At 72.0% G+C, this 24,486-nt stretch carries 3 protein-coding genes; all 3 read right to left on the bottom strand.

The window, feature by feature from the left end; genetic code table 11:
* Nucleotides 1-237: 237 nt before the first annotated feature.
* From ABD858_RS30985 to ABD858_RS30975, 3 genes are read right to left on the bottom strand one after another with little or no spacing between them, the layout of a single operon-like run.
* The gene (locus tag ABD858_RS30985; protein ID WP_345043767.1) at nucleotides 238-456 is read right to left on the bottom strand and encodes an MbtH family protein; all 219 of its coding nucleotides are present in this window, start codon (nucleotides 454-456) and stop codon (nucleotides 238-240) included.
* Nucleotides 453-16,940 (bottom strand): amino acid adenylation domain-containing protein, encoded by a 16,488-nt coding sequence (locus tag ABD858_RS30980; protein ID WP_345043765.1) that lies wholly within the window; start codon nucleotides 16,938-16,940, stop codon nucleotides 453-455. The genes ABD858_RS30985 and ABD858_RS30980 overlap by 4 nt, the downstream gene beginning before the upstream one ends.
* Nucleotides 16,888-24,474, bottom strand: coding sequence for an amino acid adenylation domain-containing protein (locus ABD858_RS30975; protein WP_345043762.1), 7,587 nt, complete (start codon nucleotides 24,472-24,474; stop codon nucleotides 16,888-16,890). The genes ABD858_RS30980 and ABD858_RS30975 overlap by 53 nt, the downstream gene beginning before the upstream one ends.
* Between the last annotated feature and the right edge of the window lie 12 nt (nucleotides 24,475-24,486).

Genomic DNA, 24,486 nt, shown 5'->3' with positions numbered 1-24,486 from the left:
GCTGGTGGACAGCAAGTTCCTCGTCGGTGAGGTGGTCGCCGCACGCCTGCCGCGCCACAAGTGCGCTGATGAGGTCGTCGCCAGGAACTCCGGGGTGTGCATCGCCGCCGTGATGTCGGGTGCGGCCGGAGTGCCGTGCGCTGCCGCGGTGCCGAGGGCCGCCGGGCCCCGGTCCGCTGCGCGCGGTACGGACTCGGCGGCGTCGGTGGTGGTGCTCACTGGTCTGCGTCCGCCGTCTCAGCTCTGCTCGGCCATGGCCTCGACGAGGCTCCGTGGCCGCATGTCGGTCCAGTGGTGCTCCACGTACTCCAGGCAGGCGTCCCGGGTGTCCTCCGGGTGGGCGGCGGTCCAGCCGTCGGGCACCTCGGCGAAGGACGGCCACAGGGAGTGCTGGCCCTCGTCGTTGACGAGCACCAGATACCTGCCGTCCTTGTCCTCGAAGGGGTTGGTCGTCATCGGTTCTCCCTCTTGTCGGTGTGGACCCACTCGTGGATCCGCTCGGTGATGTCCGCGATCCTCGCTGCCAGGACCGGACCGATCTGGGCAAGTGATCCCGGCTGGGTCATGCGGTCGTGCCGGGTGGTGATGTCGTGGGACTCGATGCGGCCCGTGACGTAGGGCCGCCAGACCTCGGCGTCCGGCCCGTCCTCCCGGCGGTCGATCGTGGAGTTGAACAGGAGCATGTCCCCGTCGAACAGGCCGGGGGTGAAGTCGAGCGCCAGCCGCGCGTTGTTGATCATGATCTGGACGACGGCCTCGATGTGGCGTTCCTGAAGGCTGGCCAGGGCGCTGCCGCGCCGCTGGAGGATGTCGGCGACCTCGGTGTAGGTCAGCGGGCCGTCGCCGAGTTCCTCCGCGTCGCAGTCCAGCATGCCGACGAGGACGTCCCGCTCGGTGGGAACGGGCGGCTCGTCGAAGGAGACGTCACCGACCGGGTAGGCGTCGAGAACCGCCAGAAGCGCGGTCCGCTCCCCCTGTCGCTGCAGCTCCGTGGCGATCGCGTGGGCGATGAGCCCCCCCGCGGACCAGCCGAGCACCTGGTACGGCCCCTCGGGCTGGACCTTGCGCATCTGCTCCACGTAGTCGGCCGCCATCTCCTCGATGGAGGTGGGCCGGGGCTCGGGCCGGCCGAGGCTGCGCGCCTGGATGGCGTACACCGGGTACTCGGGCCCGAGGTGGTTCATCAGTCCGCAGTACGACCAGCTGATGCCGCCTCCCGGGTGGACGCAGAACAGCGGCTTGCACCGGCCGGTGGGTCGCAGTGGCAGGAGCACGTCGAACGCGTCGTCGGGGTCGTCCATGGCCAGGCGTCCGGTGAGAGCGGCCACGGTCGGTGCCTCGAAGAGAGTACGCAGCCCCAGCTCGATGCCGAGCGTCTCGCGGACCCGGGACACGAGACGGGCCGCCAGCAGCGAGTGGCCGCCGAGGTCGAAGAAGCTGTCGTCGATGCGGACCTGTTCCCGGCCGAGCACCTCGGCGAACAGATCGCACAGCAGCTGCTCCCGCGGTGTCCTCGGGGAGCGACCGGTGCCGGCGGAGCCGTACTCGGGTGCGGGCAGCGCCGCGCGGTCCAGCTTGCCGTTCCGGGTGAGCGGCAGGGCCTCGAGGGTGACGAACGCGGACGGCACCATGTACTCGGGCAGGCGGCGCAGGAGCCGGTCGGACAGCTCCCGCACCTCGGGGGCCCCTTCGGAGGCGGGTACGAGGTACGCGACGAGCTGCTTGTCCCCGGGCCGGTCCTCGCGGGCCACGACCGCTGCTTGGGCGACACCCGGGCAGTCGGCCAGCGCGGCCTCGATCTCACCGGGTTCAATGCGGAAGCCACGGAGTTTGACCTGGTCGTCGGCGCGGCCGACGAACTCGAGCGCCCCCTCGGCGTTCCGGCGCACGAGGTCGCCGGTACGGTACATGCGGGTGCCGGCGGCACCGTACGGGTCGGCGACGAAGCGTTCCGCGGTCAGGGCGGACCGGCCGTGGTAACCCCGGGCGACGCCCGTCCCGGCGATGTACAGCTCAGCCACGACGCCGGGCGGCACGAGTCCCAGGCCGGCATCGAGGACGTACAGCCGCATCCCGGCCATCGGCTTGCCGATCGGGACGCCATGAGCCTCTGCCGACAGGTCGCCCACCGGGTGGTAGGCGGCGAACGTGGTCGTCTCGGTGGGCCCGTATCCGTTGACCACCTCGGTACCCGGACAGGCGGCCCGTACCCGGTGGACAGCGGACACGGACACGACGTCGCCGCCCGTCCAGATCTCCCGTACCCCTGCGAAGGCGTCGGGGCGTTCCTCCGCGACGAGATGGAACAGACCGGCCGTCAGCCACAGTCCCGTCACTTCGTGTCCGGCGACGACGCGGGCGAGCTCGGCCGTGTGCAACTGTCCCGGCGGCGCGACCACGACGCGGCCGCCGTTGAGGAGCGGCACCCACATCTCGTACGTGGAGGCGTCGAAGGCCGTCGGGGAGTGCAGCAGCACCCGCTCATGGGCGCCGCCGCGCCAGCACGGCGCGAGCGCCAGGCCCGCCACGTCGTGGTGGGTGACGGCGATGCCCTTGGGCCGGCCGGTGGAGCCGGAGGTGTACATGATGTACGCGAGCCGGCGGGGGTGGTGGGGGACGGCCGGTGCCCCGGTCTCGGGCGGGCCCTGGACCAGCGCGGTCAGCACGTCGTGCGTGAGCACCAGCCCCGCACCCGTCTCACGGACGATCAGGTCGACCCGGCCGGAAGGGAAGCGCGGGTCCAGGGGCACGTAGGCGGCGCCGGCCTTGACGACGGCGAGGATCGCCACGATGAGCTCGGCGGAGCGCTCCAGCAGCACCGCCACCGTGTCGCCGGGCCGGACGCCCTGCCCGGCCAGTGCGTGCGCGAGACGGTCGGCGCGTTCGTCGAGCCGGGCGTACGTCAGGGTGGTGTCACCTGCGACGACCGCGACGGCGTCGGGTGTGGCGCGCACCTGCCGGGCGAAGAGCTCCGGCAGCCCGATGGCGGGGATCTCCTCGGCCGGCTTCTGCGGGGCCAACAGCCGACGGCGCTCCTCCGGGGACACGACGTCGATGCGGCCGATCGGCCGACCGGGATCGGCGACGACCGCCTCCAGCAGGCGCACCCACCGGGCGAAGAGCGCCTCGACCGTGGCGCGGTCGAAGAGGTCGGTCGCGTACTCCACCGCGCCGACGATCCCGTCCGGTCCGCCGTCCGCGCAGTGCTGCTCGGCCAGGCTGAAGGTGAGGTCGACGCGTGCGGTACCGGTGGGGGCGGAGACGAAGCCGGTCCTCAGGCCCGGCAGCTCGAAGTCCCCTGTCGGCGCGTTCTGCAGAGCGAGCATGACCTGGCAGAGCGGGTGGTGCGCGAGTGAGCGTGCGGGGTTGAGGGCCTCGACGAGGTACTCGAACGGCACGTCCTGGTGGCTGTACGCGGCGAGGGCCGTCTCCCGTACGCGTCCCAGCAGTTCGGTGAAGCAGGGGGCGCCGGAGGTGTCGGTGCGCAGGACGAGGGTGTTGACGAAGAAGCCGACGAGGTCATCGAGGGCCTGATCGTTGCGCCCGGCGATGGGGCTGCCGACCGGGATGTCGTCCCCGGCACCGAGCCTGCTGAGCAGCGCCGCGAGACCGGCCTGCAGCACCATGAACATGCTGGCGCCGTGGGCCGCGGCGAGCTCGCGCAGGCTCCGGTGGAGTGCGCCGTCGATGCGCACCGGCAGCTGGTCGCCGCGCTGGGAGGCCGCCGCGGGGCGTGGCCGGTCGGCGGGGAGCTGGATCTGCTCCGGCAGTCCGGTCAAGGCGTCGGTCCAGTACGCCAGCTGGGCGGCGAACAGACTGTCCGGGTCGGAGGCGTCCCCGAGGAGCTCTCGCTGCCACAACGTGTAGTCGGCGTACTGCACCGGCAGTGGCGACCACCGCGGCTCCTCGCTCCGGCAGCGGGCCGCGTAGGCCGTCGCCACATCCCGCGACAACGGCCCCATCGACCAGCCGTCGCCCGCGATGTGGTGCACGACGACCAGCAGCACGTGGTCGTCCGGGGCGATCGCGAACAGCTCCGCGCGCAGGGGTGTTTCGGAGGCGAGGTCGAAGCCGCGACGGGAGGACTCCGCCAGCCGGTCCGCGAGGCCGGCCTCGTCCGTCTCGACGGCGGGCAGTTCGGGGCGCGCCTCGTCGGGCGTGAGCACATGCTGGTACGGCGTACCACTGAAGGTGCGGAACACGGTGCGCAGGCTCTCGTGGCGCGTGACCACGTCGCCGAGCGCGTCACGCAGCGCACACCGGTCGAGCGGGCCGGTCAGCCGCAGTGCCAGCGGCATGTTGTACGTGGCCCCGGGGCCGTCCATCTGGTGCAGGAACCACAGGCGCCGTTGGGCGAACGACAGCGGCATCCGCTGCGGGCGCTCCCGGGCCGTCAGGGCGGGCCGGGCCCGGCCGGCTCCGTCCAGCCGGGCCGCGAGCGCGGCCACCGTTGGTGCCTCGAACAGAATCCTGACCTCGAGCTCCACTCCGAAGACGGCGCGGATCCGGGACACCAGCCGGATGGCGAGCAGCGAGTGCCCGCCCAGGTCGAAGAAGCTGTCGTCGACGCCGGCCTCGGCGAGGCCGAGGACCTCGGCGAACAGATCGGCGAGGAGCTGTTCCTGTGGGGTGCGCGGGGCGCGGCCACGTCCTGCCGTTCCGAGGTCGGGGGCGGGCAGGGCGCGCCGGTCCAGCTTTCCGGCGGCGGTCAGCGGCAGGGCGTCCAGGGCCACGAACGCCGACGGAACGAGGTGCTCGGGCAGTCGTGCGCGCAGCCAGTCTCGCAATTCGGCGACAAGGGCCCCGGTGCCGCGAGCACCGGTCGGGCGGTTGGTGAGCGCGGACAGCGGCGTGTCCGTCGTCCGCCGCGGCCGGTAGAGACCGTCGGGCACGGCCCTGGAAGCGTCCGCGGACGCCGCGAAGACGACGTCCAGGGCGTCGTCCGCGGTGGGCGACCAGGTGACGCCCACCCATCGCCCGCATGCCTCACCGAGGGCGTGGAACTCCTCGGGGTCGACGAGGTCCTTGTCCTCGGGGCCGTGCAGCCGGGCGATCAGGTCCGGCAGGGTGGCGTCACCGTGGCGCACGGCTTCGGCGACGGCGGCCTCCCGCGCGACGCGGCCGTTCGGCACCCCGATGACGCGGAGCGCGGCCGACGGAGGCAGGTCGGTGAGAAGCCGGCGCAGCGCGTCCAGTCCGGAGAGCTGCCGTCCCCAGGCGATCTCGGCGGGTGTGTCGAGCGCGAGTGGGGCGACGGGCGGCTTGTGCAGGGTGACGTCGTAGCGGTAGCGGGTGAGTTCGTTGTGGTGGCCGCCGCGCTTGACGTGGACGGCCACCGCGCCGATGTCGTCGCTCGTGTCGCGCAGGGTGGTGAAGAAGTCCGGGTCGACGAGGAGTTCCTTCTCGACCAGCAGGGCCTGCTCCACCGCGCGCCGCACGGTCACCGGGTCGGTGTCCTCGCCCGCCTTGTGCAGCTGTACCGCGGTGGCGAACGGGCGCAGCAGCCGTACGTTGCGTACGTCGCCGAGGAAGAGGGTGCCGCCGGGCGCGAGCAGCGCCATGAGCCGGCGCACGACGTCGGCGAGGTAGTCGGCGCCGGGGAAGTACTGGACGACCGAGTTCACGACGACGGTGTCGAAGGTGCCGGGGGGCAACCCGTCGGTTTCGTGAGCGGCCTGGGTCCGCGGGACGACCCGTGCGGCGAGGTCCGGTCGGTCGCCGAGCCGTTCCGCCAGCGCGTGGATGGCAGTGGCGGAGAAGTCGGTCGCCCAGTAGGTCTCGCAGTGGGGTGCGACCTGGGAGAGCAGGAGTCCCGTGCCGACGCCGACCTCCAGCACCCGCCGGGGACTCAGTGACAGGATGCGGTCCACGGTGGCGTCGCGCCACTCCCGCATCTGTTCCACGGGGATGGGCTTTCCGTCGTAACTGCTGTTCCAGCCGGTGAAGTTCTGGCCGAAGCCGGCCGGGGATGCCGTGATGGGCAGCGCGTCGTAGATCTCCCGCCACTCCCCGACGTGATCCTCTTCGAGCCGGTGGTCACGTCCGGTCCCGGCGTCGTCGCTCGCCACGACGTACGCGACGAGCTGTCGGTCTTCGGGCGTGTCGGTACGGTCCTGCCGGACGACCACTGCGGACTGGCCCACCCCCGGGTGGGTGGCGAGGACCGCCTCGATCTCGCCGGGTTCGATGCGGAAACCGCGCAATTTCACCTGGTCGTCGGCCCGGCCGACATATTCCAGGTGCCCGTTCGCGTTCCACCGCACCAGGTCGCCGGTGCGGTACATCCGAGCCCCGGCGGGCCCGTACGGGTTCGCCACGAAACGCTCGGCGGTCAGCCTGGGCCGGTTCAGGTAGCCGCGGGCGAGGCCGCCGCCGGCGACGTACAGTTCCCCGCTCACGCCTTCCGGCACCGGTCGCAGGAAGCTGTCCAGCACGTATACGCGGGTGTTGGCCATGGGCCGACCGATCGGCGGGACCCCGGCCCCGGGGGTGAGCGGGTCGCTCATGGTCGCGCAGACCGTGGTCTCGGTGGGACCGTAGGCGTTGATCATCCGCCGCCCGGGCGCCCAGCGGACCACCAGTTCGGGCGGGCATGCCTCGCCGGCCACCACCAGCGTCGACACGGACAGTCCGGCCTCGTCCGGCAGGGCCGCCAGCACCGACGGAACCAGCGTCACATGGGTCACGCCGAGGGCGTCGCCCCGCAGCGCGTCGAGCGGCGGTCCGAGGGGCGGCAGCACCAGCGTCGCGCCCGTCAGCAGTGCCGTGTACAGCTCGGAGACGGAGGCGTCGAAGCTCGGTGAGGCGAACTGCAGGACCCGGCTGCGACCGTCGATCGCGAACCGGTCCACCTGGGCGGCCACCAGGCCGGCGATCCCGGCGTGGCTCACCACCACGCCCTTGGGCCGGCCGGTCGAGCCCGAGGTGTAGATGACGTACGCGGGGTTACGCACGTCGAGTGCGACGGCCGGATCGGTCTGAGGGAATCCGTCCGTCCCGGTGACCATGGCCGGGTCGTCGACGACGAGGGCCGGCCGGGCGTCGTCGAGCATGAACGCGATCCGGGACTGCGGGTACTCCGGGTCGACGGGGAGGTAGGCGGCGCCCGCCTTCATCGTCCCGAGGACCGCCACGACCAGCTCCACCGACCGGGGCAGAGCGAGGGCCACGATCTGCTCGACGCCCACCCCGCGCGCCATCAGGGCGTGCGCGAACCGGTTGGCACGCGCGTCGAGTTCCGCGTACGTCAGGGCGGTGCCGTCGCAGACGAGGGCCACCGCGTCCGGCGTCGCCCGCACCTGTGCGGCGAAGGAGAAGGGGAGCGGGACGGCGTCCACGGGGACGTCGGTGTCGTTGTAGCCGGCCAGCAGGCGGTTCCGCTCATCGGCGGACAGCAGGTCGACCTGGCCGACCGGCCGTCCGGGGTCGGCGACGACGGCCTGCAGCAGCCGTGTCCAGCGCGCGACGAGGATTTCGACCGTGGCGCGGTCGTAGAGGTCGGTGGCGTACTCGACGGTGCCGATGACGCCCAGCGGCGTGCCGTCCTCGCCGTACCGCTCGAACAGGCTGAAGCCCAGATCGAACTTGGCGGTGCCGGTGGGGGCAGGGGCGGGCGACACGCGCAGCCCAGGCAGCTCGAAGTCCCCGGCCGGCGTGTTCTGCAGGGCGAACATCACCTGGAACAGCGGATGGTGGGACAGCGACCGCGCCGGGTTGAGCTCCTCCACCAGGTGCTCGAACGGCAGGTCCTGGTGGGCGTAGGCGCCCAGTGCGTTCTCCCGGACCCTCCCCACGAGCTCGTCGAAGGTGGGGTCCCCGGAGGTGTCGGTGCGCAGGACCAGGGTGTTGACGAAGAAGCCCACGAGGTCGTCGAGCGCCTCGTCCGTGCGCCCGGCGATGGGGCTGCCGACGGCGATGTCGGTGCCCGCGCCGAGCCGGGTGAACAGCGCGGCAAGCCCCGCCTGGAGCACCATGAAGAGGCTGGCGCCGCACCGGCGGGCCAGCGTGACCAGTCCGGCGTGCAGTTCGGGGCTCAGCTCCGCGATGAGGTGCTCGCCCCGGTACGAGGCCATGGCCGGGCGTGGCCGGTCCGTCGGCAGCTGGATCTGCTCGGGCAGGTCCGCCAGCCGCTCGGTCCAGTGGGCGAGTTGACGGGCGAAGAGGCTGTCCGGGTCGTCGGCGTCTCCGAGGAGGTCACGCTGCCAGAGGGTGTAGTCGGCGTACTGCACCGCGAGCGGCGGCCACTCCGGCTTTCCTCCCCCGGCGCGTGTCGCATAGGCGGTGGTCAGGTCACGGGCCATCGGGCCCATGGACCAGCCGTCGCCCGCGATGTGATGCACAAGGACCAACAGGACGTGCTCGGTGGGAGTGACGGCGAAGAGTTCGGCCCGCAGCGGGGACTCGGCCGACAGGTCGAACGCGTACCGCGCCGCATCCCCGAGCCGTTGCGGCAGTTCCGCTTCCGCCGTGTCGGTCACCCGCAGCCGGGGGCGTGCCTCTTCGGGGTCTAGTACGCGCTGGCACGGCACACCGTCGACTTCGGTGAAGACCGTCCGCAGGCTCTCGTGCCGCTCCACCACGTCGGCGAGGGCCTGCTGGAGGGCCGTACGGTCCAGATCTCCGGACAGCCGCAGCGCCAGCGGGATGTTGTACGTCGCGCTCGGGCCCTCCATCTGGTGCAGGAACCACAGCCGGCGCTGCGCGAACGACAACGGAACGACTCCGGGGCGCGGGTACGCCCGCAACGCGCGGCGTGCGTGTCCGAGGCCGTCGAGCCTCGTGGCGAGTACGGCGACGGTCGGTGTCTCGAAGAGTGCCCGCAGTTCCACCTCGACCTCGAGGAGCGTGCGGATGCGAGCGATCAGCCGCATGGCGAGGAGGGAGTGTCCGCCCAGGTCGAAGAAGCTGTCGTCGATGCCGACGTCGGGCAGTCCCAGCACCTCGGCGAACAGCTCCGCCAGCACCTGCTCGCGCGGGGTGCGCGGAGCCCTGCTCCGCTCGGCCGCGCCGAACTCCGGGTCCGGCAGGGCCGCCCGGTCCAGCTTCCCGCTCGGCGTCAGCGGAAGCGTCTCAAGCGCCACGAACGCCGCCGGAACCATGTACTCCGGCAACCGCTCCCGCAGAAACTCCCCCATGTCGGCGGGACGCACATCCGTGCCGGCGACGACGTATCCGACCAGACGGCCGTCGCGTGCCGCCACGGCACACCGTTCGACATCGGGGTGGGCGGACAGCACCGCCTCGACCTCGCCGGGTTCGATACGGAAGCCCCGCGCCTTGACCTGCTCATCGGCGCGCCCCACGAACTCCAGACAACCACCCGAACCCCACCGCACGAGGTCACCCGTGCGGTACATCCGCGAACCCGCCGGCCCGAACGGATCCGCCACGAACCGCTCCGCCGTCAACCCCGCACGGTTCAGATACCCACGCGCCAGTCCCCCACCAGCGACGTACAACTCACCCGCGACACCCGACGGAACCGGGCGCAGACCACCGTCCAGCACATACACCCGCGTGTTCGCGATCGGACGACCGATCGACGGCACCCCCGACCCCGGCGACAACGGATCACTCATCGTCGCGCACACCGTCGCCTCGGTCGGACCGTACGCATTGATCATCCGGCGGCCCGCCGCCCAACGCTCCACCAACTCCGCCGGACACGCCTCACCGCCGACCACGAGGGTGGTCGCCGACGGCACTTCGGTTGCCGCCAGGGCCGCCAGAGCGGACGGCGGAAGCATCGCGTGGGTCACGCGCGTGCGGTGGTCGGTCAGGCCGGACAGCGGCTCGTCGGCCGGGGCCAGGACGAGGGCGGCTCCCGAGAGCAGCGCGTTCGACAGGTCCCAGAAGGAGGCGTCGAAGCTCGGCGACGCGAACTGCAGAATGCGGCTGCCGGTGTCGATCCCGAAGCGTTCGACCGTCGCGGCGTGAAGCCCGGCGATACCGGCGTGGCTCACCACCACGCCCTTGGGGTGCCCCGTCGAACCCGACGTGTAGATGACGTACGCCGGATGACGCGGATCCAGCCGTACCTCCGGATCCGAGTCCGGGCGGCCGTCGGTCGCCGACACGAACGACGGGTCGTCGACCACGAGCGCGGGGCAGGCGTCCTCCAGCATGAACGCGATCCGCGACCGCGGATATCCCGGATCCACCGGCAGATACGCCGCGCCCGCCTTCATCACACCCAGCATCGCCACGACCAGCTCCACCGACCGCGGCAGAACCAGCGCCACCACCCCCTCCGGCCCCACCCCACGCTCCACCAGTACATGCGCGAACCGGTTCGCCCGAGCGTCCAGCTCGGCATACGTCAACGACGTCTCCCCGGCGATCAGCGCCATCGCGTCCGGCGTCGCCCGCACCCGCGTCGCGAAGAGCACGGGAAAGGTCGCCTCGGCGAAGGGAAGGGACGTGTCCTCGTGATCGGCGAGCAGGCGGCGGTGCTCCTCGGCGGAGAGGATGTCGACGTGCCCGATCCGCTGTTGCGGGTCGGCGGCCATCGCCTCCAGCAGCCGTGTCCACCGTGCGACGACCGACTCGACCGTGGCCGGATCGTACAGGTCCGTGCTGTACTCGACGACGCCGTGAAGTCCGCCCGGGGTGCCGTCGACACCGCGCCGCTCGGCGAGGCTGAACGTCAGGTCCACCCGCGAGGTGCCGGTGGGCACCGTCAGTCCCGAGACCCGCAGGCCGGGCAGCTCGAAGTCGCCGGTGGGCGCGTTCTGCAGAGCAAGCATCACCTGGAACAGCGGGTGGTGGGACAACGACCGCGCCGGATTGAGCTCCTCCACCAGATGCTCGAACGGCACGTCCTGGTGGACGTACGCGGCCAGCGCGTCGTCCCGTACGCGCCCGAGCAGCTCGGCGAACGTGGGATCGCCGGAGGTGTCCGTCCGCAGGACGAGGGTATTGACAAAGAAGCCCACGAGGTCGTCGAGCGCCTCGTCCGTGCGCCCGGCGACCGGGGCGCCGACCACGATATCGGCGCCCGCGCCGAGCCGGGTGAACAGAGCGGCAAGCCCCGCCTGCAGAACCATGAACAGACTGCTGCCAGTGCTCCGGGCCAGGTCCGTCAGACGGGCGTGCAGCCCGGCGCCCAAGTCCACGCCCAGCAGGGCGCCCCGGTAGGACATAGCCCGTGGCCGGGGCCGGTCGGCCGGCAACTGGATCCGCTCGGGCAGACCGGCCAGCCGCTCGGTCCAGTAGGCGAGCTGCCGCGCGAAGAGACTGTCCGGGTCCAGGTCGTCGCCGAGCAGCTCACGCTGCCACAGCGCGTAGTCGGCGTACTGCACGGGCAGCGCGGGCCAGGACGGCGCGTCGCCGCGGCAGCGGGCGGCGTAGGCCGTCGTCAGGTCGCGGGCGAGGGGTTCGAGGGACCAGCCGTCGCCCGCGATGTGGTGGACGACCACCAGCAGCACGTGGTCCTGGGGTGCGAGCGCGAAGAGCTCGGCCCGCAGCGGCGCTTCGGCGGCCAGGTCGAAGCGGTGGGCGGCCGTCGTGGCGAGCCGGCCGGCGAGGTCCTCCTCGGTGGTCTGCGTCACGGGCAGTCCGGGGCAGGCCTGTGCCGCGGTGACGATCCGCTGGTACGGCTCGCCGTCGGCGGTGTGGCCGATGAGCGTGCGCAGGCTCTCGTGCCGGTGCACGACGTCGCGCAGCGCGGACTCCAGCGCCTTCCGGTCCAGGGAGCCCGACAGGCGCAACGCCAGGGGCATGTTGTAGGTGGCGCTGGGGCCCTCCAGCCGGTGCAGGAACCACAGACGGCGCTGGGCGTACGAGAGTGGCACACGCTCGGGGCGTGGGAGACGGGCCAGGGCCGGGCGGGCCTGTTCCGCCTCACCGAGCCGGGCGGCGAGTCCGCCGACGGTGGGCGTCTCGAAGAGGCTGCGCAGATCGAGCTCCACGCCGAGCGCGGCGCGGACGCGGGAGACGAGACGCGTCGCCAGCAGCGAGTGTCCGCCGAGGTCGAAGAAGCTGTCGTCGACGCCGACCCGCTCCACGCCGAGGACCTCGGCGAACAGCTCGCACAGCACGTGCTCGTGCGGGGTGCGCGGCGCACGGCCGGAGACGGCGGGCGCGAGATCGGGGACGGGCAGGGCGCCACGGTCCAGTTTGCCGTTGGAGGTCAGCGGCAGTGCGCCGACGGTCACGAAGGCCGTAGGCACCATGTACGCGGGGAGCCGGTCACCGAGGAGGGCGCGCAGCCGCCGGTGCCACTCCCCGTCGGGCGCGCCGGCGGCACGGTCCGCGGGACCGTCACCGGTGGGCACGACGTAGGCGACGATCCGCTTCTCGCCGGGGCGGGGTTCGTGGGCGAGCACGGCGCACTGCGCCACGTCGGGGCCGTCGGTGAGCGCGGCCTCGATCTCACCCAGTTCGATGCGGAAGCCGCGGACCTTGACCTGGTGGTCCACACGGCCCAGGAACTCCAGGGGGCCGTCGGTGGTCCACCGCACGAGGTCACCCGTGCGGTACATCCGGGTCCCGGCCGGGCCGTAGGGGTCGGCCACGAACCGTTCGGCAGTGAGGCCCGGCCGGTGCAGATAGCCGCGTGCCAGGGCGACGCCGGCGATGTACAGCTCGCCCGGCACACCGGCGGGCACGGGGCGCAGCGCGGCGTCCAGGACGTACACCCGGGTGTTCGCGACGGGACGGCCGATCGGCGGCGTATGGGGGCAGCCGGCGAGGTCGGCGGGGAGAGCGCAGGCGGTGACGACGTGGGTCTCGGCGGGCCCGTAGTGGTTGTGCAGCGCCCTGCCGGGGCTGCTCGTGTGGAACGCGCGGACCTGCCCGCCGAGCCGCAGTGCCTCGCCTGCCTGGGCGACGGACCGCAGCGACGGGAGCGTACGTCCGCTCTCCAGCGCCGCCTCGGCGACCGCCTCGACGACCAGGTTCGGCGCGAAGAGTTCCGTCACCTCGTGCCGTTCCAGCCAGGAGACCAGGAGTTCTGCGCTGCGTCGCTCGTCCTCCGTCGGTACGAGGAGGGTCTTGCCGAAGGCCAGCGCGGAGAGGATCTCCTGCACGGAGACGTCGAAGCTGATCGCGGTGAACTGGGCGGTCCGGGCGGGCTGTTCGGCCGGTGCAGTCGCGTCACCGCCGAGGGCACGGTGGTGCCACAGCAGCAGGTTGAGCACGGCCCGCCCCGGCATGGTGACGGCCTTGGGCCGGCCGGTGGAGCCGGAGGTGTAGATCACATAGAGCGGGTGCTGCGGGAGCAGCGGCGTGGTGCGGTCGGCGTCGGCGGGGTCGGTCGCGGGGAACGTGCCCGGGACGCCGGCGGGCCGTGCCGGGTCCAGTACGAGCCGGGGGGTGGCGAGGTCCGCGGGGACCAGGGCGTCGGTGTCCGGGGTGGTCAGCAGCAGTGCCGCCCTTGCGTCGTGGAGCATGAAGGCGATCCGGGCCTTCGGGTACTCGGTGTCCACGGGCAAGTACGCGGCGCCGGTCTTGAGCACGGCGAGCATCGCGGTGACGAACCGGGCGGAGCGGGGCAGGGCGAGGGCCACGACGTCCTCGGGTCCGACGCCCCGCCGGATCAGCGCATGGGCGAGCCTGTTGGCATGTGCGTTGAGCTCGCCGTAGGTGAGAGTGGCGTCCTCGGCGACGACGGCGACGGCGTCGGGGATCTCCCGGACCCTGACCTCGAAGAGTTCCGGCACGCTGATGTCCGGGAGCTCGGCGGTCGTGTCGTTGCGGGCCTGAAGGAGCTCGTGCCGTTCCGGTGCGGACAGGATCTCGATGGCGCCGACGGGACGCTCGGGGTCCGCGGCGACCGCCTCCAGCAGCCGTGCCCAGCGGGCCACGAGTGACTCGACGGTGGCGGCGTCGAACAGGTCGGTGGCGTACTCCACGGCTCCGGTGAGACCGCCCGGGGCGCCGTCCGGCCCGTGCCGTTCGGACACGGCGAAGAACAGGTCGAACTTGGCGGTGCCGGTGGCCACCGGGACCGCGGACAGCCTCAGCCCGGGCAGGTCGAACTCGCCCAGCGGCGCGTTCTGGAGGGCCAGCATGACCTGGAACAGGGGGTGGTGGGACAGCGACCGCGCCGGGTTGAGCTCCTCCACCAGGTGCTCGAAAGGCAGGTCCTGGTGGGCGTAGGCGGCGAGGGCGTTGTCCCGCACACGTCCGAGCAGTTCGGCGAACGTGGGATCGCCGGAGGTGTCCGTCCGCAGGACGAGGGTGTTGACGAAGAAGCCCACGAGGTCGTCGAGGGCCTCGTCGGTGCGCCCGGCGATGGGTGTGCCGAGAGGGACGTCGGTGCCTGCACCATGGCGGCTGAGCAGGGCGGCCAGCCCTGCCTGGAGCACCATGAACAGACTGGTGCCGTGCCGGCGGGCGAGGCCGGTCAGCGCCGCGTGGAGCTCAGGGCTCAGGTCCACGCCGACGTGGCCGCCCCGGTATGAGGCGACGGCGGGCCGTGGCCTGTCGGTGGGCAGCTGGATCCGCTCGGGCAGCCCGGCAAGATTGTCCGACCAGTGGGCGAGCTGCTGCGTGAACAGGCTGTCCGGGTCGGACTCGTCACCGAGGAGCTCGCGCTGCCACAGCGTGTAGTCGGCGTACTGGACCGGCAGGGGCTGCCATGACGGCTCCTCACCGCGTCGGCGTGCGGCGTAGGCCGTGGCTACGTCGCATGCCAAAGGAACCGCGGACCACCCGTCGCCGGCGATGTGGTGCAGGAGGAGCAGCAGTACGTGCTCCGTGGGGCCGACGGCGAACAGTTCGGCGCGCAGCGGCGGTTCGGAGGCGAGGTCGAAGCGGTACGCGGCGGCCTCGGCAAGCATGCCGGGCAGGCAGGCCGCTTCGGCCGGAGTGACGGTCAGTCCCACGGGCATGGCATCGGCGTGCAGAATGTGCTGGTAGGGCGTCCCTTCGTGCTCCCGGAACACCGTGCGCAGGGTCTCGTGCCGTTCCGTGACGTCGCGGAGGGCCGCTTCGAGAGCCTCGCGGTCGATTTCCCCGGAAAGGCGGAGCGCCACGGGGATGTTGTAGGTGGCGCTGGGGCCTTCGAGCTGGTGCAGGAACCACAGGCGACGCTGTGCGTGGGACAGCGGCACCCGTTCAGGGCGCTGTCGTGGGGTGAGGGCGATCCTGGCCTGATCGGCTCCGGCGAGCCGGTGCGCGAGGCCGGCCACAGTGGGAGTCTCGAAGAGCGCGCGCAGCTCGATCTCGACGCCCAGAGCCGTCCGGATGCGGGCGACGAGGCGGGTCGCGAGGAGGGAGTGCCCGCCGAGGTCGAAGAAGCTGTCGTCGACGCCGACGGCGGACAGCCCGAGGACGTCGGCGAACAGTTCGGCGAGGAGCTGTTCCTGCGGCGTGCGCGGTACCCGGCCGGGCTCCGCGGGGAGGTTCTCCGGGGCGGGCAGCTCGGCGCGGTCCACCTTGCCGCTGGGGGTGACCGGCAGGTCGTCGAGGGGCACGAGGACCGAGGGGACCATGTGCGCCGGGAGCCGCTGCTGGAGGTGGTGGCGCAGCTCCGCGAGGCGCGGCGTACGACCGGTGACGGGCACCACGTAGCCGACCAGCCGGTCGTCCTGGGCTGTCACCACGCTGCGGTCGACGTCGGGATGGGCGCAGAGCGCCGCCTCGATCTCACCGGGCTCGATGCGGAAGCCGCGGACCTTGACCTGGTCGTCGGCGCGGCCGACGAACTCCAGGTACCCGTGGGCGGGCCGACGGACCAGGTCGCCGGTGCGGTACATGCGGGAGCCGGCCGGGCCGAAGATATCCGCGGTGAACCGCTCGGCGGTGAGGCCCGGCCGTCCCAGGTATCCGTGGGCGAGTCCGGCGCCCGCGATGTAGAGCTCGCCGATGACACCGGGGGGCACCGGTCGCAGGTTCGCGTCGAGCACATGGACACGGGCGTTGTTGACCGGCCGTCCGATCACCGGCCGGGGCGCCCAGTCGGTGCCCGCGGTGACGGCGTCGACCGTGCATTCCGTCGGTCCGTAGAAGTTGAAGCCGGCTGTCCCCTCGGTGGACCGCAGGCGCTGCCAGAGCGGCTCGGGGACGGCCTCGCCGCCGACCACGATGCGGGCCGGACGCCACCTCGGGTCGTCGAGCAGCCCATGGGAGACGAGGATCTGGAGGTACGACGGGGTTACGTCGACGATGTCGATGCGGTTGCGGATCAGGTGGTCCACCAGCGCGACCGGGTCGGTCCACGTCTCGCCGTCCACGACGTGCAGTTCATGGCCGGCGAGCAGGCACAGCAGCTGGTCCCAGGAGGCGTCGAAGGACACCGAAGCGGTGAGGGCTACGCGCAGCGGCCGGCCGGCGGACGTCCCCGTACCGGGGGCGAACAGTGCCGTGCGGTGGTGTTCGAAGAGGTTGACCAGGCTGCCGTGGCCGACCACCACACCCTTGGGCCGGCCGGTCGAACCAGAGGTGTACACGATGTAGGCGGGCTGCTGGGGCAGCGGAACATGCACGGGTCGTGCAGCGGGCAGCCGCTCCGTGCCGTGGACGGTTTCCGGGTCGTCGACGACGAGAACCGGCCGTGCGTCGTCGAGCATGAACGCCGTACGTGCGTCGGGGTAGTCGGGGTCCACCGGAAGGTGGGCCGCACCGCTCTTCAGGACGCCGAGGATCGCGATCACGAGCTCCGCCGACCGGGGCAGCGACAGCGCCACCACGGTTCCGGGGCCCGCCCCGCGCTCGGTCAGGAAGTGGGCGAACCGGTTGGCGCGCACGTCCAGTTCGGCATACGTCAGCCTGGTGTCTCCGGCTAGGACGGCCACGGCGTCCGGCGTCGCCTCCGCCTGGGCCTCGAACAGCTGCGTCACGCTGGAATCGGGGAGGTTCACGACGGGCCCGAAGCCGGCGGCCGTGAGCTCGCACCGCTCCTGCGGGGAGAGCACGTCGATCCGGCCGATCGGCCTGTCGGGATCAGAGGCCACGGCCTCCAACAGCCCGACCCACCACGCGACGACGGACTCCACGGTCGACGTGTCGAACAGATCGGCCGCGTACTCGACGCTCCCGCCGAGCCCGTCCGGGCCACCGTCGGGGGTACGGCGTTCGACGACGCTGAAGGTCAGGTCGCACTTGGCCGTACCGAGATCGACGGAAAGGGGGGGACACCCGCAGTTCCGGCAGCACGAGGTCGTCGCCGACGGCGTTCTGCATCGCCAGCATGACCTGGAACAGCGGGTGGTGCGCCAAGGAGCGGGTGGGCTTCAGCACCTCGACCAGGTGCTCGAACGGGACGTCCTGGTGGGCGTACGCGGCCAGCGAGGTTTCCCGTACCCGCCCGAGCAGGTCCCGGAAGCCGGGGTCGCCGGAGAGGTCAGTGCGCAGCACGAGCGTGTTCACGAAGAATCCGACCAGGTCGTCCGCGGCCTCGTCGGTACGCCCCGCCACCGGTGTTCCCACCGGGATGTCCGTGCCGGCTCCGAGCTTCCCGAGCAGTGCCGCGAGTCCCGCCTGGAGGACCATGAAGAGGCTGGTACCGGTGCGTTGAGCCAGCTCGGCCAGGGCCGCGTGCAGCTCCGCGCCGACCCGCAGGGGCACCCGGCCTCCGAGGGAGGAGGCCACGGCGGGCCGCGGCCGGTCGATCGGGAGCTCCAAGGGTTCCGGGACACCGGCGAGTTCCCGGCTCCAGTAGGCGCTCTGCCGCGCGAAGACGCTGTCCGGGTCGGAGACGTCGCCCAGCAGCTGCCGCTGCCACAGCGCGTAGTCGGCGTACTGCACCGGCATCGACGGCCACCGGGGCTCCTCACCCCGGCGTCGAGCGGCGTACGCGGTCGCCAGGTCACGACAGAGCGGGCCCATCGACCAGCCGTCGGCGGCGATGTGGTGCACCAGGAGCAGCAGCACGTGCTCGTCGGGGGCGAGGGCGAAGAGCCGCGCCCGCAGCGGTGGTTCGCCCGCCAGGTCGAAGGCGTACCGCGCGGCCTCCGCCAGCAGCTCCGGCAGCTCCGCCTCCACGGCCTCGGTGACGTCGAGGCGCGGCCGGACCTGTGCCGGGTCGAGAACGTGCTGCTCGGGCACCCCGTCAACGGCGGGAAAGACCGTGCGCAGGGTCTCGTGCCGTGTGACGACGTCGCTCAGGGCCGCCTCGAGCGCCGCCCGGTCCAGAGGACCGGACAGTCTCAGCGCCCAGGGGATGTTGTACGTCGCGCCGGGGCCTTCCATCTGGTCCAGGAACCAGAGGCGCTGCTGCGCGAAGGAGAGCGGCACCCGCTCGGGACGTGCCATGGCGGTGAGCTTCCTCTGCGCCCGAGCGGCGCCGGCGAGGCGGCCCGCCAGGGAGGCCACCGTCGGCGCCTCGAACAGGGTCCGCAGGTCCATCTCGATGCCCAGCCGCGCCCGGATGCGGGCGGCCAGCCGGGTGGCCAGCAGCGAGTGGCCGCCCAGGTCGAAGAAGCTGTCGTCCATACCCACCGCGGACAGCCCGAGGACATCGGCGAACAGGTCGGCGAGCACCCGCTCCTGCGGTGTCCGCGGCGCCCGGACGCTGCCCGAGGTGAACTCCGGGGCGGGAAGCGCGCGCCGGTCCAGCTTGCCGTTCGCCGTGAGCGGCAGCGTGTCGAGGAGGACGAAGGCGGCAGGGACCATGTGCTCCGGCAGCCGTTCGCGCAGCCGCGCGCGCAGCTCCTCCACCACGAGAGTCCGCCCGGACGCGGGCACCACGTATGCGACGAGCCGGGTGTCGTCGGCGCGGTCCCGGCGTGCCACGACCGCGGCCTGGGCGACGTCCGGGTGCGCCGCGAGCACAGACTCGATCTCGCCCGGTTCGATCCGGAAGCCGCGAATCTTGACCTGGTCGTCGGCGCGGCCGACGAACTCCAGGCCGCCGGCCGCCTTCCGGCGCACCACGTCGCCCGTACGGTACATCCGCTCCCCGGCCGGCCCGTGGGGGTCGGCCACGAACCGCGCGGCGGTCAGGCCCGGGCGGTGCAGATACCCACGGGCCAGGCCTGCTCCGGCGACGTACAGCTCTCCCGGCACCCCGGGCGGGACCGGCTGCAGGGCCGCGTCGAGGACGTAGGTGCGCAGGTCGGGAATCGGCTCGCCGATGACGCTGGCGGTGGCTTCGGCGGCGGTGCGCCGGTCCAGGGGAGCGTAGGTGACGTGCACCGTCGTCTCGGTGATGCCGTACATGTTCACCAGGACCGGCGCGTCGTCGGCGTGGCGCCCGTACCAGTCGGCGAGGCGTCCGATGTCCAGTGCCTCGCCGCCGAAGACGACGGTGCGCAGTGCCAGGGAGGCCGATGGCTCCGGCTGCTCCCAGTCCGTCTGCATCAGCTGGTGGAACGCGGACGGCGTCTGGTTGAGCACGGTGACGCCTTCACGTGCGAGCAGCTCCAGGAACCGCCGGGGGGAGCGGCTGACGTCGTGGGACACGACGACCAGGCGGCCACCGTGAAGCAGCGCGCCCCAGAGTTCCCAGACGGAGAAGTCGAAGGCGTACGAGTGGAACAGCGTCCACACATCGTCGGCGCCGAACCCGAACCACTCGCGGGTGGCGGAGAAGAGCCGTACGACGTTCCGGTGCGGGACGAGAACACCCTTGGGCCGGCCTGTCGAGCCGGAGGTGTAGATGACGTAGGCGGTGTTCTGTGGTGCGACGGTGGTGACGGGATCGGTATCGGGGCAGCCGGCCAGGATGGTGGACGTCGCGGGGTCATCGAGCAGCAGCCGCCCGGTTCCTTCCCCGCCGGGCAGGCCCTCGGCGGTCGAGGACGTGGTGACGAGCAGCGCCGGGCCGGCGTCGTCGAGCACGGCCGCGATACGGGCGGGCGGGTATCCGGGATCCACCGGCAGGTACGCCGCTCCGGACTTGAGGACGCCGAGGACGGCGACGACGAGGTCCACGGAGCGCGGCAGGGCCAGCGCCACCAGCTTCTCGGGGCCCGCGCCGCGCGCGATCAGGGCGTGCGCGAGCCGGTTCGCCCGGCTGTTGAGTTCACGGTACGTGAGGGTGATGTCGTCGCAGACGACGGCCACGGCGTCCGGCGTCGCCGCCGCCCGGCTCTCGAACAACGCCGTGACGGTGGTGTCGGCTCCGGCGGGTACGGTGCCGGCGGGGGCCAGGAGCTGTCGCCGCTCCTGCGGGGAGAGGACGGCGACCTGCCGGAGAGGCCGGTCCGGTTCGGCCGCGACGGCCTCCAGAACCTTCGGCCAACGTGCCACGAGCGACTCGACCGTCCGGGCGTCGAACACGTCGGCCGCGTAGTCGACGACGCAGTCGAGGCCGCCCGGGCCGCCGTCGGCAGCGTGCCGTTCGGTCACGGCGAAGAAGAGGTCGAACTTGGCGGTCCCTGTGAAGACGGACACGGGGGACAGGCGGAGCTCGGGGAGTTCGAAGTCGCCGGCAGATGCGTTCTGCAGGGCGAACATCACCTGGAACAGCGGATGGTGGGCCATCGACCGGACGGGGCTCAGGGCCTCGACGAGATGTTCGAACGGCAGGTCCTGGTGGGCGTAGGCGGCGAGCGCGTTCTCCCGGACCCGGCCCAGCAGGTCGCGGAAGCTCGGGTCTCCCGAAAGGTCCGTTCGCAGCACGAGCGTGTTGACGAAGAAGCCGACGACGTTGTCCGCGGCCTCGTCGGTACGTCCCGCGACCGGCGTGCCCGTCGTGATGTCGGTGCCGGCGCCGTGCTTGCCGAGGAGAGTGGCGAGTCCCGCCTGGAGCACCATGAAGAGGCTGGATCCGGTGTCCCGTGCCAGGGCCCCCAGGGCCTGTTGCAGTCGCGGCTCGATCCGCAACGTCACCCTGCCGCCGCGGTGGGACGCAACCGCTGGCCGTGGCCGGTCGAACGGCAGCTCCAGTTGATCGGGCGCCCCGGCAAGTGCCTCGATCCAGTGGGCGAGTTGACGGGCGAAGAGGCTGTCCGGGTCGTCGGCGTCTCCGAGGAGGTCACGCTGCCAGAGGGTGTAGTCGGCGTACTGCACCGCGAGCGGCGACCACTCCGGCTGTCCTCCCCGTGCGCGTGCCGCATAGGCGGTGGTCAGGTCACGGGAGAGCGGGCCCATGGACCAGCCGTCACCCGCGATGTGATGCACCACCACCAGCAGGACGTGCTCATCCGAGGCGATCTCGAACAGCTCCGCCCGCAGCGGCGCCTCGGCCGACAGGTCGAACGCGTACCGCGCCGCCCGATCCAGCCGAGCTTCGAGCTCCCGCTCGGGTGTCCGGGTCACCCGCAGTCGCGGCCAGGCCGCCTCCACGTCCAGCACACGCTGGCACGGCACCCCGTCCACCTCGGCGAACACCGTCCGCAGGCTCTCGTGCCGCGCCACCACGTCCACCAGCGCCGCCTGCAACGCCGCCCGGTCCAGCTCCCCCGACAACCGCAACGCCAGTGGAATGTTGTACGTCGCGCTCGGCCCCTCCAGCTGGTGCAGGAACCACAGCCGCCGCTGCGCGAAGGACAACGGAACGTCGTCGGGACGCTCGCGGACCGCCAGAGCGGGCCGGGCCGTGCCGGCCCCGTCCATGCGGGCCGTCAGCGAGGCGACCGTCGGCGCCTCGAAGAGGGTCCGCAGGCTCAGTTCCACACCGAAGGACGAACGGATCCGCGCGATGAGGCGCATGGCGAGGAGGGAGTGTCCGCCCAGGTCGAAGAAGCTGTCGTCGACGCCGACGTCGGGCAGTCCCAGCACCTCGGCGAACAGCTCCGCCAGCACCTGCTCGCGCGGGGTGCGCGGAGCCCTGCTCCGCTCGGCCGCGCCGAATTCCGGCTCGGGCAGCGCCGCCCGGTCCAGCTTCCCGCTCGGCGTCAGCGGAAGCGTCTCGAGCACCACGAACGCCGCCGGAACCATGTACTCCGGCAACCGCTCACGGACATGTGCCCGCATCACCTCCGGATCCGGAACAGCGCCCGCGCAGGCCGGCACGAGATAGCCCACGAGACGCTCCTCGCGGACCACGACCGCGCACCGTTCGACATCGGGGTGGGCGGACAGCACCGCCTCGACCTCGCCGGGTTCGATACGGAAGCCCCGCACCTTGACCTGCTCATCGGCGCGCCCCACGAACTCCAGACAACCACCCGAACCCCACCGCACGAGGTCACCCGTGCGGTACATCCGCGAACCCGCCGGCCCGAACGGATCCGCCACGAACCGCTCCGCCGTCAACCCCGCACGGTTCAGATACCCACGCGCCAGTCCCCCACCAGCGACGTACAACTCACCCGCGACACCCGGCGGAACCGGGCGCAGACCACCGTCCAGCACATACACCCGCGTGTTCGCGATCGGACGACCGATCGACGGCACCCCCGACCCCGGCGACAACGGATCACTCATCGTCGCGCACACCGTCGCCTCGGTCGGACCGTACGCATTGATCATCCGGCGGCCCGCCGCCCAACGCTCCACCAACTCCGCCGGACACGCCTCACCGGCCACGACCAGGGTCCGTACGTTCAGCCCGCCCTCCGGCACGGCCGCCAGCACCGACGGCACCACGGTGACATGCGTGATCCTGGCCGCCGGGTCGGTGAGTGCCGCGAGCGGGGATCCCGGCGGCGGCAGCACCACCGCGGCGCCGGCCAGCAGCGCGGTGTACAGCTCGGACACCGAGGCGTCGAAGCTCGGTGACGCGAACTGCAGCACCCGGCTGCCGGAGTCGATGGCGAACCGCTCCACCTGCGCCGCCACCAGGCCGGCGATGCCGGCGTGGCTCACCATCACGCCCTTGGGGTGCCCCGTCGAACCCGACGTGTAGATGACGTACGCCGGATGACGCGGATCCAGCCGTACCTCCGGATCCGAGTCCGGGCGGCCGTCGGTCGCCGACACGAACGACGGGTCGTCGACCACGAGCGCGGGGCAGGCGTCCTCCAGCATGAACGCGATCCGCGACCGCGGATATCCCGGATCCACCGGCAGATACGCCGCGCCCGCCTTCATCACACCCAGCATCGCCACGACTAGCTCCACCGACCGCGGCAGAACCAGCGCCACCACCCCCTCCGGCCCCACCCCACGCTCCACCAGCACATGCGCGAACCGGTTCGCCCGAGCGTCCAGCTCCCGGAATGTCAGGGTCGTGTCCCCCGCCACGAGGGCCACCGCATCCGGTGTCTTCCGCACCTGCGCCATGAACGACACGGGCAACGGAACGGCGCCCACGGACGGCGACGTGTCGTTGTACTCCACCAGCAGCCGGTGCCGTTCCTCTGCCGACAGCACCTCGATCCCGCCGACCGGCCGCTCCGGGGCGGCGGCCGCGAGGCCGTCGAGGAGCCTCATCAGCCGCTGCTGGTGGTCCTTGAGGGTCGCGTCGTCGTACCGGGCGCCGTCGCCCCTCAGGGCAACGTGGGGTGCGGACCCGTCCCGCCTGTCCCATGCGACGACCGCCAGGTCGGAGACGGCGAGGGCCGAGACGTTGTGCGCAGTGGCGTGGTGACCGGCGAACCGCAGGTCGTAGTCGAAGGACATGATGTTGACCACCGGCGAGAAGGCCGTGCCGATGGTGCCGGGCAGCGACAGGTCCCGGTGAATGTCCTCGCCCCGGTACCGCTGGTGCGCGACGGCGTCGCGGACCTCGTCCCTGACGTGATCGACCAGTTCTGCCACCGACATACCCGGCCGGACGGACAGACGCAGCGGCACCACGTTGGAGACCGCACCGGGCACACGGGTGAGGACGGGATCCCGGCGCGCGGCGACGGCGAGTCCCAGCACCACGTCCCGCGATCCCGTGAGGCGGTGCACGTACAGGGCCGTCGCCGCGATGAGGAGCCGGGACCAGCGCACCCCGGTCCGCTCGGCCGCCGCCGTCAGGATGTCCGGCCGCCCCGGTGTCACCGGTTCGGTCCCGCGTACCGTGCCGGTGTACGCCACGTCCGGTGCCCGGCCCGCACACGTGGCGAGCTCCGGCAGGTCGGCGAAACGCGACGTCCAGTACGAACGATCGGCTGTGAAGCTTTCGGAGGCGCGGTAGGCGGAATCGTTGTCCAGCAGAGCCGTGAGGGATCCGAATACGGCCCGTTCGGCCGGCCGGCCCTCCATCAGCGCCGTGTACGTGTCCGCGACCGCGCGTGCGATGAGAGAATAGCCGTACCCGTCCATCACGATGTGGTGATAGGCGTGGTACCAGATGTAAAGATCTGTCCGCAGTTCCAGAAGCGCGTGACGGAACAGCGGCCCACGCGCGAGATCCATCGGCCGGGACATGTCGGCGGCGATCCATCTGCGTGCCGCCGCGCCCGGGTCGTCCTCCGTGCTCATGTCGACAACCGGGAAATCCCAGTCTTCCGACGGACGGACGACCTGGACCGGCCCGTCCTCCCCTTGCCTTCCCTCCTCGCCGTCCGGGAAGCGGAGATGGAGGGCTCCGGCCTGTGCGACGACCGCGCGCAGGGCGGTTGTGAAGACATCCGCATCGACGGGTCCATGGATTTCCAGGTACTCGCCGATGCGATAGGCCGCATTATCCCCACCGGCGCATTGTTCAGCGAACCAGATTTCGCGCTGAGCGGCCGTCAGAGGACGTGCGACGTCGTCGCGACGAGACATGGGGGTACCTTC

The sequence above is a fragment of the Streptomyces sannanensis genome (genome assembly GCF_039536205.1).
Lineage (GTDB): Bacteria > Actinomycetota > Actinomycetes > Streptomycetales > Streptomycetaceae > Streptomyces > Streptomyces sannanensis.
The sequence above is the reverse complement of the archived record's forward strand: the minus strand, read 5'-3'. Positions and strand labels throughout refer to the sequence as shown.

Coding starts and splice junctions, on each gene's coding strand:
- ABD858_RS30985 (WP_345043767.1), bottom strand. CDS start 456: ATGACGACCAACCCCTTCGAGGACAAGGACGGCAGGTATCTGGTGCTC.
- ABD858_RS30975 (WP_345043762.1), bottom strand. CDS start 24,474: ATGTCTCGTCGCGACGACGTCGCACGTCCTCTGACGGCCGCTCAGCGC.